The 12228-nt window shown below is 70.2% G+C and carries 7 protein-coding genes; 4 read left to right on the top strand and 3 right to left on the bottom strand.

From position 1 onward, the window contains the following. Window positions 1-69: 69 nt before the first annotated feature. Window positions 70-1593: an MFS transporter gene (locus ABD841_RS36655; protein WP_344981330.1), complete on the bottom strand. Its 1524-nt coding sequence runs from the start codon at window positions 1591-1593 to the stop codon at window positions 70-72. Between the two features lie 54 nt (window positions 1594-1647). Between ABD841_RS36655 and ABD841_RS36650 the strand changes: the two genes are divergently transcribed. After that, window positions 1648-2436: a TetR/AcrR family transcriptional regulator gene (locus ABD841_RS36650; protein ID WP_344981328.1), complete on the top strand. Its 789-nt coding sequence runs from the start codon at window positions 1648-1650 to the stop codon at window positions 2434-2436. Between the two features lie 54 nt (window positions 2437-2490). On the opposite strand, the gene ABD841_RS36645 is transcribed toward ABD841_RS36650, so the two are convergent. Both ABD841_RS36645 and ABD841_RS36640 read right to left on the bottom strand, forming a co-directional pair. Beyond that, window positions 2491-3516, bottom strand: a complete 1026-nt coding sequence (locus ABD841_RS36645; RefSeq protein ID WP_344981326.1) for a DMT family transporter — start codon at window positions 3514-3516, stop codon at window positions 2491-2493. 35 nt (window positions 3517-3551) lie between these two features. Then, on the bottom strand, window positions 3552-8060 hold the full coding sequence (locus ABD841_RS36640) for a HAMP domain-containing protein (protein ID WP_425582102.1): 4509 nt from the start codon (window positions 8058-8060) through the stop codon (window positions 3552-3554). 241 nt (window positions 8061-8301) lie between these two features. On the opposite strand from ABD841_RS36640, the gene ABD841_RS36635 reads away from it, so the two are divergent. From ABD841_RS36635 to ABD841_RS36625, 3 genes are all read left to right on the top strand, one after another. Then, window positions 8302-9927: a PucR family transcriptional regulator gene (locus tag ABD841_RS36635; protein WP_344981322.1), complete on the top strand. Its 1626-nt coding sequence runs from the start codon at window positions 8302-8304 to the stop codon at window positions 9925-9927. Between the two features lie 9 nt (window positions 9928-9936). Continuing rightward, window positions 9937-10332, top strand: a complete 396-nt coding sequence (locus tag ABD841_RS36630; protein ID WP_344981320.1) for a cupin domain-containing protein — start codon at window positions 9937-9939, stop codon at window positions 10330-10332. Window positions 10333-10587: 255 nt separating this feature from the next. Next, window positions 10588-12054, top strand: a complete 1467-nt coding sequence (locus tag ABD841_RS36625) for a phosphodiester glycosidase family protein (protein ID WP_344981318.1) — start codon at window positions 10588-10590, stop codon at window positions 12052-12054. Window positions 12055-12228 lie beyond the last annotated feature (174 nt).

Below are 12228 nucleotides of genomic sequence, written 5' to 3'. Positions count from 1 at the left end.
CGGACAGTCATGCGAACCCGCCGGAACCGGAACCGCGCGCCGGTCCCGGCGGAACGGGCCGGAGACGCCTCAGCCACCCGCCTTGACCAGGTCCGGATCGGCACCCGACGCCGGGCCGGCCGCGGCCGGCCGGATGGTCCTCAGCACGGTGAACGCCAGCACGGCGGCCGCCAGGGTGAAGGCCACGCCCGCCCACGACCCGAGCGACATCGCCGAGACGAACGCCTCGTTCGCCGCCTCGGCCAGCCCGCGGTCCCCCAGCTGGTGCGCGACGGCGATCGACTCCCGCGCGGCGGCCGGGGCGTCCGCCGGCATGGCCGAGGTGTAGACGCCGACCAGCACGCTGCCGAGCACGGCGACGCTCAGCGCCATGCCCGTCTGCTGGACGGTGTCGTTGAGCGCCGACCCGACCCCGGCGTGCTCGGGCGGCACCGCCCCCATCAGGGTCGCGTAGGCCGCGGGCCCGCCCAGGCCGCCGCCGATCCCCATCAGGAGAAGACCGACGACCAGCATGCCGTAACCGGTGTCGGCGGTCATGAGGGCGAGGGCCCCGAAACCCAGGGCCATCACGACGAAGCCGGCGATGATCAGCGTGCGGTTGCTGACCCGCCGCCCCAGACCGGCGCTGACCCCGTTGAACACGACGGCGGCCGCGGCGTACGGCAGCAGCGCCAGACCCGCCTGCATCGGGCCGTAGCCGAGCACGAACTGCAGGTACTGGGTGAGCATCAGCAGCAGCGCGCCCGTGCCGAACGACATCAGCATGACCGAGAACGACGCTCCGCTGAAGTTCCGCTCGCGGAACAGTCCGAGCGGGAGCATGGGGTGGCTCGACCTGAGCTCCCAGAGGACGAACGCCCCCAGCGCGAGCACCGCCACGGCGGCGGCGACGAGCGTACCGGTCGAAGTCCAGCCCGCGCCCGGGGCGGAGATGACCGCGTAGACCAGGGCGGTCATGCCGAGAGTGGACAGCAGCACACCCAACGGGTCGAGTCGTCGCGCCGGGCCGCGCGACTCCGGCATCAGCGCCACCGCCGCGATGATCGCGACCACCGCGACCGGCACGTTGAGCAGGAAGATCGACCCCCACCAGTAGTGCTCCAGCAGGAAGCCGCCCAGCGTCGGGCCGCCGATCACCCCGACCATGGCCACCGTGCTCCACGCGGCGATCGCCTTGCGGCGTTCCTCCTCGTCGAAGACGGTGATCAGGATCGACAGGGTGCTCGGCATCAGGAAGGAGCCGCCGACGCCCATGAGCGCCCGGACGCCGATCAGGTGCCAGGGCTCGGTGACGAGCACGGCGAGCAGCGAGGCCCCGCCGAACAGCACCAGACCGATGATCAGGAAACGCTTGCGGCCGTAGCGGTCGGAGAGGCTGCCCGCGGTGAGCAGCAGACCGGCGAAGACCAGGATGTAGGCGTCGATGATCCACTGGATGTCGGCCGGGCTGGCCCCGAGGTCCGCCATGAGGGCGGGGATGGCCAGGTTCAGGACGCTGTTGTCCACCACGAGAACCAGCAGGCTCAGGCAGAGCACGCCCAGGATCCACCAGCGCTTCGGATCGCGTTCGTCTCGTACAGTGTTCGATTCCACTCGCACAGCGTACGACAATATCGCACACTGTGCGAGCGGATTTATGCTTGGTTTGTGAACCAGTCCTTCAGCTCCGTCTGGACGCGCGAACCGCGCACCGCCAAGAGCCCCACCCTCAGCCGGGGGCAGATCGTGCGCGCGGCCGTGGAACTGCTCGACGCCGAGGGGCTGGAGGCGCTGAGCATGCGACGGCTGGGCGCCAGGCTCGGCTCGGGCGCCACCAGCATCTACTGGCACGTGGCCAACAAGGACGAGATCCTGGAGCTCGTCCTCGACGAGGTCTACGGCGAGCTCACCGTCCCCGACAACGGCGAGGCCACCTGGCGCGAGGCCGCGTTCTCCTTCGCGTACGCCATGCGGCAGGCGATCTTCCGGCATCCCTGGGTGACCCGCGTCATCGGGACGACCCCCGCCCTCGGCCCCAACGCGATAAGCCTGACGGAGCGGATGCTCAACCTCTTCGCCCGCGCCGGGTTCCAGGGGCTCGACCGGGACTACGCCGTCTCGACGATCACGTCCTACGTGACCGGGGTCACCACCCCCGAGCTCTCCTGGAAAGCCGTGGCGGCCAAGACGGGCATCGACTCCAGCGAGCTGAACGCGGCCCTCCTGCCGACGCTGGAGAAGGTCGCGGCCGACCATCCCGGACTGCTCGCCCAGTACGCGGAGTTCAACACCCTCGACACCGACACGATGCGGGCCCTCAACTTCGATTTCGGCCTGACCTGCATCATCGACGGCCTGCAGGCGCGCCTGGACCGCGGCGCGGACGGCCCGCCCCCGGGCTCGCGATCCGCGCACCCGCAACCCGGCTCACCGGCCCGTGACGACGCCCCGGGCTGACCTCCCCCAGCCACCGGACGCGGCGGCCCTCCTCCCCTCCCCGGGCGCCGGGCCCTACACGGACGCCGGGCCTCGCCCGGCCCCCGGAGCCCGCCCGGACACCGGCGGCGCGCCGGAGCCCGCGGACCCTCCGGAGGCCCGGACCTCGTCCGCGGCCGGAACGGACCCCGCCCCCGGTCGGGACACGGCGGCGCGGTCCGCGGCGGACAGGACACCCCAGGCCGCACCGGCGAGCACGACCGCACCGCCCGCCAACTGCAGCGTGGTCAGGGAACCGCCCAGCAGCAGCCAGGCGGCGACCACCGCCACGACCGGCTCGAACATGCTGAGCAGCGACGCGCGGACCGGGCCCAGCGTCGTGGCCCCGACGAAGAAGAGGGCGATCGCCAGCACGGTCGACACGATCGCCACCGTGGCCGCCCAGGCCCAGCCCGCCGCCGCGAAGCCCAGGTCCAGGCCCCCGGTGGCCAGGCCGAGCACGAGGAAGGAGCCGGTGGCGAACATCGACAGGTAGGCGGTGGTGACGGCCGGGGACAGCGCGGTCGACACCCGGCTGCCCAGGACGATGTAACAGGCGTACGCCACGGCGGACCCGAGGGCGGCGAGCATGCCGAGGACGTCGAGGCCGGCCTGCACCCTCCCCACCACCAGCGTCAACCCGGCGAGGGAGACCAGGGTCGGCCCGACGGTGGTCCAGCCCGGGCGGGTGCGTTCGGCGAGCGCCGACAGCACCGACACCAGCCCCGGATAGAGGTACAGCAGCAGAGCGGCCGGCGCGGGGCCGATCCGCTCGACCGCGGTGAAGTAGAGCAGCGACTGCGTGGTGTACATGCCGCCGCCCAGCAGGGCGAGGGTCGCCCACTGCCGCCCGGTCAGCCGGGTGAGCCTGCCCCGTACGCCCAGCCACGCGAGGAACACCGCCGCCGCGATCGCGAACCGCGCCGCGAGCAGCGTCGTCACCGACATCCCCGTGCCGTACGCGTAGGACGCGAACACCGGCATCAGCCCGAACGCCGTCGCCGAGACCAGCGTCGCCACGACGCCCCATCGCATCACCAGCGCCACCTCCAACCGGCCCATTGTGGCTCATGCCACGGCACGGACCAGGACGGCCCCTAGCCGCCCAGCCACTGCTGGATGCGCAGCAGGAGCTCCTGGGCGTCGACCGGCTTGGTGACGTAGTCGCTGGCGCCCGCGGCCAGGGTCTTCTCGCGGTCACCCTGCATGGCCTTGGCGGTCACCGCGATGATCGGCAGATTGGCGAAGTTCGACATCTTGCGGATGGCGGCGGTGGCGGCGTAGCCGTCCATCTCGGGCATCATCACGTCCATCAGGACAAGATCGATGTCCTCGTTGCGCGACAGCGTCTCGATGCCCTTGCGGCCGTTCTCGGCGTAGAGCACCTCCATGCCGTGGAGTTCGAGGATGTTGGTCAGCGCGAAGACGTTGCGGACGTCGTCGTCGATGACCAGCACCTTGCGGCCCGTCAGCACGGTGTCCGTCTCCTCCACCGCCTGGGGCCGCTCGTCGGGGTTGGGCTGGACCAGGGGCAGCACGTCGGCGGGGTCCTGCGCCGACAGGTGCAGGGTGATCCGCTCGCGCAGCTCGTCGAGGCTGGGCAGCCGCTCCAACGGCTGCGTGTTGGACCGGCCCTTGAGCAGGTTCTCCTGCGGGCGGGTGAGCGTGCGGGTGTGGTGGGCGAGCACCGGCAGCCTGCGCAGGACCGGGTCGTCGTCCAGCCTGCGGAGGAACTCCGCCGCCGCGTCCTGCCGCATGCCCAGGTCCAGCACGATGCAGTGGTGGTCGTTGCCGGCCAGGATCTCCAGGGCGGTTTCCGGGTCGTTGGCGGTCATCACCTGAACCGGCCCGTGAGTCTCGGTCAGGTCGGCGACGACGCTCTCGGCCAGCTGCGACAGCAGCCCGTTGGGACGCGATTCCACGACGAGCAGGCGGCGCACGTCCGCCGCACTCGAGAACCACTCCGGGGCCGGCGCGACGGTCACCATCGGCGGCACCGCGACGGGCTCGGCGGGGACGCGCACCGCGCCGGCGCTCGCACCCGGCGCGATGTCGGCGATCGGCAGGTAGAGGGTGAAGGTGCTGCCGGAGCCCAGGGTGCTCACCGCCCCGATCTCGCCGTTGAGGAGCGTGGCGATCTCCCGGCTGATGGACAGGCCGAGGCCGGTGCCGCCGTACTTGCGGCTGGTCGTGCCGTCGGCCTGCTGGAAGGCGTCGAAGATCTGCGACAGGTTCTCCTCGGCGATGCCGATGCCGGTGTCGCGGACCTGGAAGGCGAGGACCTCCTGCCCGCGCGCGCCCGGCAGGTCCATCCTGTCCAGCCGCTCGATGCGGAGCTCGACCGAGCCCTTCTCGGTGAACTTCACCGCGTTGGACAGCAGGTTCCGCAGCACCTGGCGGAGCCGCTGCTCGTCCGTGAGCAGCACCTCGGGCACGTCGGGAGCGACCACGACGTCGAAACGCAACCCCTTCTCCGTGGTCAGCGGACGGAAGGTCGCCTCCACGTAGTCGATCAGCTGCCGCAGGGGCAGCGACTCGAGGCTGATGCTCATCTTGCCCGCCTCGATCTTCGACAGGTCGAGGATGTCGTTGATCAGCTGGAGCAGGTCCGTACCGGCCGAGTGGATGACGTTGGCGTACTCCACCTGCTTGGCGGTGAGGTTGCGGGCCGGGTTCTGCGCCAGCAACTGGGCGAGGATGAGCAGCGAGTTGAGCGGGGTGCGCAGCTCGTGGCTCATGTTGGCCAGGAACTCGCTCTTGTACTTGGACGCCAGGGCGAGCTGCTTGGCACGGTCCTCCAGCTCCTGGCGCGCCTGCTCGATCTCGCTGTTCTTCGTCTCGATGTCGCGGTTCTGCCTGGCCAGCAGCTCCGCCTTCTCCTCCAGCTCGGCATTGGAGCGTTGCAGTTCCTCCTGGCGGACCTGAAGCTCGGTCGCGAGCCGCTGCGACTCGGCGAGCAGGGAGTCGGTACGGGCGTTGGCGACGATGGTGTTGACGTTGACGCCGATGGTCGCCACCAGCTGCTCCAGGAAGGATCGGTGCACCTGGGTGAACCGGTTGAGGCTGGCCAGTTCGATCACCCCGAGGACCTGGTCCTCGACGATGATCGGGAGCACGATGAGGTGGACGGGACCGGCCGACCCCAGGCTGGAGGAGATCGTGAGGTAACCCTCCGGAATGTCCTCGACCAGGATGGGCCGCTTGGCGAGGGCCGCCTGCCCCACCAGCGAGTCGCCGAAGGCGTGACGGCGGGCGGTCTCCCGGTGGCCGTAGCAGCCGACCACCCGGAGCTCCGCGCCCTGCGGCCCCTCCTCCGCGAGCAGGAACGTGCCATGCTGGGCGGAGACCAGCGGGGCCAGCTCGTTCATGACCAGCTCGGCCACGGTCGACAGGTCGCGATGGCCCTGCATGAGGCTGGAGATGCGGGCCAGGTTGGACTTGAGCCAGTCCTGCTCCTGGTTGGCCCGCGTCGTCTCGCGCAGCGAGCCCACCATCGAGTTGATGTTGTCCTTCAGATCGGCCAGCTCGCCCTCGGCGTCGACGGTGATCGACCGGGTCAGGTCGCCCGAGGTGACGGCGCTGGTCACCTCGGCGATGGCGCGCACCTGCCGGGTGAGGTTGCCGGCCAGCTCGTTGACGTTCTCCGTGAGCCGCTTCCAGGTGCCGGAGACGCCCTCGACCTCGGCCTGGCCGCCCAGCCGCCCCTCGCTGCCCACCTCGCGGGCCACCCGGGTGACCTCGGCGGCGAACGACGACAGCTGGTCGACCATGGTGTTGATGGTGGTCTTGAGCTCCAGGATCTCACCGCGGGCGTCCACGTCGATCTTCCTGGTCAGGTCGCCCTTGGCGACGGCCGTGGTGACCTGGGCGATGGAGCGCACCTGGTTGGTCAGGTTGTCGGCCATCGAGTTGACGTTGTCGGTGAGGTCCTTCCACGTCCCGGCCACGTTGGGCACGCGGGCCTGACCGCCCAGCTGCCCCTCGGTGCCGACCTCCCGGGCCACCCGCGTCACCTCGTCGGCGAACGACGACAGCTGGTCCACCATCGTGTTGATGGTGTCCTTGAGCTCCATGATCTCGCCCCGGGCGTCCACCCGGATCTTCTGCGACAGGTCGCCCTTGGCCACCGCCGTGGTCACCTGCGCGATGCTCCGCACCTGGCTGGTGAGGTTGTTGGCCATCGAGTTGACGTTGTCGGTGAGGTCCTTCCAGGTGCCCGAAACACCCCGGACGGTGGCCTGGCCACCGAGGTTGCCCTCGGTGCCGACCTCCCGGGCCACCCGCGTCACCTCGTCGGCGAACGCGCTGAGCTGGTCGACCATCGTGTTGATGGTCTCCTTGAGCTCCATGATCTCGCCCCGGGCGTCCACCCGGATCTTCTGCGACAGGTCCCCCTTGGCCACCGCCGTGGTCACCTGCGCGATGCTCCGCACCTGGGCGGTGAGGTTGTCGGCCATCACGTTCACCGACTCGGTGAGGTCCTTCCAGGTGCCCGAGACGCCCTTCACGTCGGCCTGACCGCCCAGCCGGCCGTCGGTGCCGACCTCCCGGGCCACCCGCGTCACCTCGTCGGCGAACGACGACAGCTGGTCCACCATCGTGTTCAACGTGTTCTTCAGCTCCAGGATCTCACCGCGCGCCGAGACCGTGATCTTCTGCGACAGGTCGCCCCGGGCCACCGCCGTGGCCACCTGCGAGATGTTGCGCACCTGGTCGGTGAGGTTCCTCGCCATGTAGTTGACGGAGTCGGTGAGGTCGCGCCAGGTGCCCGAGACGCCCTTCACGTCGGCCTGACCGCCCAGCTGCCCCTCGGTGCCGACCTCCCGGGCCACCCGCGTCACCTCGTCGGCGAACGACGACAGCTGGTCCACCATCGTGTTGATGGTGTTCTTCAGCTCCAGGATCTCGCCCCGGGCGTCCACGGTGATCTTCTGCGACAGGTCGCCCCGGGCGACGGCCGTGGTGACCTGGGCGATGCTCCGCACCTGGTCGGTCAGGTTGCCCGCCATGAAGTTCACCGAGTCGGTGAGGTCCCGCCAGGTGCCGGCGACGCCGGTCACCTCGGCCTGACCGCCCAGCCGCCCCTCGGTGCCGACCTCCCGGGCCACCCGCGTCACCTCGGCCGCGAACGACGACAGCTGGTCCACCATCGTGTTCAGCGTGTTCTTCAGCTCCAGGATCTCACCGCGGACGTCCACGGTGATCTTCTGCGACAGGTCGCCCGTCGCCACCGCGGTCGCGACCTGCGCGATATCGCGTACCTGGTCGGTCAGGTTGCCCGCCATGGCGTTGACCGAGTCGGTGAGGTCCTTCCAGGTGCCGGAGACGCCCGGCACCTCGGCCTGGCCGCCCAGCTGCCCCTCGGTGCCGACCTCCCGGGCCACCCGCGTCACTTCCGAGGTGAAAAGCGACAGCTGGTCCACCATGCCGTTGAAGACGGTGGCGATCTCCTTGAGCAGCCCGTCGCCGTCCTCGGGCAGGCGGGTGCCGAAGTCACCGTCACGCACGGCCGTCAGACCGGCCAGGAGCTCGCGGAGGTCCAGTTCTTCCACGCGAGAGGCGTCCTTCGTGGTTCTGCGTCGCGCCGTGCCGGAAGTCTCAACCATGTCCACAATCGCGCCCCTCGGCCAGGAAAAGGTCAAGTAATCCTAGGGCCACAGGGACGATGCGAGGTCGCTCTCCTCGATGTTCACCGGCCTTTCCCGGGCGATGTCGGCACAGGTGGGAGACCCTTTGCCCGCGCACTCGCCCCCCGCGCGTCCAGCAGCGGACAGACATCGGCACGATCGAACAACATGTAACGATGCATCACTTCATACTTACATCCTGATCGTATATTCTCGGTGAGTGCTCCCAACAGTCGCCGACGTCCTCGCTCTGGACACCGTCCGGCGGGGAAACCCCCGCGTCGTGGCCGGCGCGGATCGGCTCGACAGCCGGGTGCGCTGGGTCCACGTGGGCGAGGTCACCGACATCGCCCAACTGCTGCGCGGCGGCGAGCTGGTGCTCACCACCGGCATCGCCCTTCCCGACGACCCGGGCAAGCTGGTCGACTACATCGCCGAGCTGGCCGCCGTCGGCGCCTCCGGGCTGATCGTGGAGCTGGGCCGCAAGTTCATCGGGGAGCTGCCACGCCCGGTGGTCAGCGCCGCCGAGCAGCACGGCCTGCCCCTGATCACCCTGGCCAGGGAGACTCCGTTCGTCCAGATCACCGAGTCGGTCCACGCCCGGATCATCGACATCCAGCTCCAGGAGCTGCGCGCCTCCGAGCAGCTCCACGAGGTGTTCACCGAGCTGTCCGTCGAGGGCGCCTCCCCCGCGGAGGTGCTCAGCCAGGCCTCCCGGCTGTCCGGGCACGCGGTGCTGCTGGAGAATCTGGCCCATCAGGTCCTGGCCTGCGAGAGCGCCGGGCGCGACATCGGCGCCCTGCTGGCCAGCTGGGAGACACGGTCCCGGACGGTGGCCCCCGAGGGACGCACCGCCTACGACGCGGCCTCCGGCTGGCTGGTCACCATGGTCGGCGCACGGGGTCAAGACTGGGGCCGGCTGATCCTGCTCTGCGACACCCCGCCCGGCCCGCGCGACGTCGTGCTCGCCGAGCGCGCCGCCACGACCCTGGCCCTGGGCCGCCTGCTGGAGCGCCACCAGGAGTCACTGGAGCGCCAGGCCCACGGCACGATCATCACCGGCATCCTCACCCATGCCTACGCCGACCCGGAGGAGGCCACGGCCCGCGCCCGCGCGGTCGGCGTCCCGCTCACCGGCCGCAAACTGATCAGCGTGGTACTCCGCATGGTCGGGACACCCGAGAACCCGATGGACGGCCAAGAGCAGCTCGCCCGGCTCGGCGAGCTGGCCGACGCCGCCGCGGCGGCCTGCCGCGAGATCCGCCTGCCCGCGCTCGTCGGCGCGCTCGACCAGAACCGCGTCGGCGTCCTGCTCCCCCTGCCGCCGCGCACCTTCGCCGAGCCCGCGCTGACCTCGCTCTCCGAGCGCCTGCGCGGATCCTTCGCGGCGCCCTTCGTGCTCGCCGCCGGCTCCGTCGTCGAATCGGTCCGTGACGTGCGGCGCAGCTTCCTGGAGGCCGAGCAGGTCGCCGACGTGGCCGTCCGTCAGCCCGACGGCCGTGCCTTCTACCGCCTGCCCGACCTGCGCCTGCGCGGCCTGCTCCACCTGCTGCGCGACGACGCCCGGCTGCAGACCTTCGCCGAGCGCGAGCTCGCTCCCCTGCTCGCCCATGACGCCCAGCGGGGCGGCGACCTCACCCGGATCCTCCGCATCTACCTCGACGTGGGCCGTAACAAGGCCGTCGCCGCCCAGAAGGCCCACCTCTCACGACCGGCCTTCTACGACCGCCTCCGCAGGCTGGAGCGCGTCCTCGACACCGACCTCGACGATGTCGAGTCCTGTCTCTCCCTCCACGTCGCCCTCCTGGCGCTGGAGTCCTTCCGGAGAGACAACCCCCGCACCTGAAAGGTTTCCATGCCCGAGATCATTGTCCCCGAGCCCGCCGACCTGGCCCGCATGGTCGCCGCGGCCGGGGCCTTCTCCGTCCCCACCGGTGATGTACGGCTCATCCCCGAGGAGACGGCCCCCGACCAGATCCTGGCGGGTTCCCCCCGCGTGTCGTCGATCGAACTGTGGTCGTCACCGGACGGCCGGCAGAGCCGGGGCATCTGGGAGATCACTCCGGGCACGGTGACCGACGTGGAACGCGACGAGGTGTTCGTGGTGCTGTCCGGCCGCGCCACGCTGGAGGTCGAAGGCGGGGCCACCGTCGAGCTCGTCCCCGGCTCGGTCTGCCTGCTCGCCGAGGGTGCCAAGACCGTCTGGGTCGTCCACGAAACGCTGCGCAAGGTCTACCACACCATGGCGTGACGGAATCCCCCTGCGGGCCGTACGAAATCCGCATTCCGTACGGCCCCAATGCGGGGATTTTCCAGCCACGCACCCGTCGGCCTGCCCGCTCTCATTCTCGTCCGCCGCCGAAACAGCGTGGCACCCCTGTTTCTCTCGAATCCCGAGTGAGCAACAACACTTTCTTGGGATGTTTCGCGTGTTTCGCTCCCTCCACCCCGTGGATCTCGGCACGATAGTGCACCAAAGACAGATCACCAACGGGGAGAGATATACATGTCGCGACGTCTCGTCGTCGGATTGGCAGCCGTGGCACTCACCACCACAGCGATTCCCGCCGAAGCCGAGCAGGCGAGTTCACGGTTTCCCTCCTCGGCGTTCCCACTGGGAACCAGCGCGGCACCGGTGAAAAACCAGCGCAGCGTGGCCCCCGGCGTGGAGCTCTTCAGCGTGACCCACGGAAAGTCCACCCAGGGGTGGACCGTCTCCGTGCTGATGCCCAACGGCCACGACAACGGCCCGTTGCCCACCGCGCAGGCCAGAGCCGAAGCCGTGCAGGCGGCGGGGTTCACGCCCGCCCTCGTGAAGATCGTGCAGCCCGCCGCCGCGGACGCCCCGGCCGTGGAGCGATACATGGTCCGGGTCGGCTTGTGGACGTTCAAGCAGCGGGCCAAGGCCGACAAGGTGGTCAAGGAGCTGAAGGAGTACGACATCCCGGCCAAGACCGACTACCTCGGCGACGACGGCACCGCGACCACCGGCCCGTGGAACATGCACGTACTGATGGTGGACCCGAAGGTCTTCCGGGGGTCGTTCAAGACCAGCGTCGGCAAGAGCGTGGCCAAGCGCGAAACCACCAGCTCGATGTCCAAGCTCACCGGCGCCATCGCCGGCGTCAACGGCGGCTTCTTCAACATCCACACGGCCAGAGCCCTGCAGGGCGACCCGGTCGGCGTCTCCGTGGTGGGTGGCAGGCTGCTCAGCGAGGGGGTCGCGGGCCGCAGCGCCCTGGTCATCACCGACAGCCGCAAAGCCCGGATCACCGAGCTGAAGACCATGGTCACCGCGATCTCCTCCGACGGGGCGAAGGCCGAGGTCAATGGAGTCAACCGGGCCGCGGTCGCCGAGGAACTCGTCCTCTACACCGAGGAGTTCGGCGCCAAGACCGCCGCCGACGGCGGCATCGAGGTCGTGATCGACACCCAGGGGCGGATCGTCAACGTCCGCCAGGCAGGCGGGGCCGTTCCCCGGGGCACCGCAGTGCTCCACGGCACCGGCCTGGCCGCCGCCTGGCTCCAGGAACACGCGCTGGAGGGCTCCGGCATGCGGGTCGACACCAAGGTCATAGACCTGCGGACCCAGCGCGCCATCCCCCTCACCCACCGCACGTACGTCATGGGCGGCGGGGTCGGGCTGGTCCGGAACGGCCGGGTACGGATCACCGCGGCGGCCGACGGGCACGCCTCGGTCAACATGATGCTCCGCCGCCACCCTCGGACGATGGTGGGCATCACCAAGTCCGGCGGGCTGATCCTGGCCACGGTGGACGGGCGCAACCCCGGCGTCACGGTGGGCGCCTCGATGGTCGAGGCGGCACAGCTGATGCGCTGGCTGGGCGCCAAGCAGGCCATCAACTTCGACGGCGGCGGCTCGACCGCGATGGTCATCGGCCACAAGGTCGTCAACCGCCCCTCCGACGGCGCCGAGCGCACCCTGGGCGACGCCCTTTTCATCACTCCCTGACAGGCTTCGTCAGACCTCGGGGTTGCTCCCGGCGGCCATGAGCCCTGACCCGTTGCGGGTCAGGGCTTCTCCGTACCGTTTTCCAGGCCGTTTTCCAGGACAGCCGGGCTCCCGGGACCCTCCCGGGACAGAAAGGCAGAACACCTCCCGGGCGCAGCGACTCCCGCAGCAGAG

The organism is Streptosporangium fragile, from assembly GCF_039534445.1.
In the GTDB taxonomy this organism is placed as follows: domain Bacteria; phylum Actinomycetota; class Actinomycetes; order Streptosporangiales; family Streptosporangiaceae; genus Streptosporangium; species Streptosporangium fragile.
Note: the sequence above shows the minus strand (reverse complement) of the source record. Positions and strands in the feature narration are given on the sequence as shown.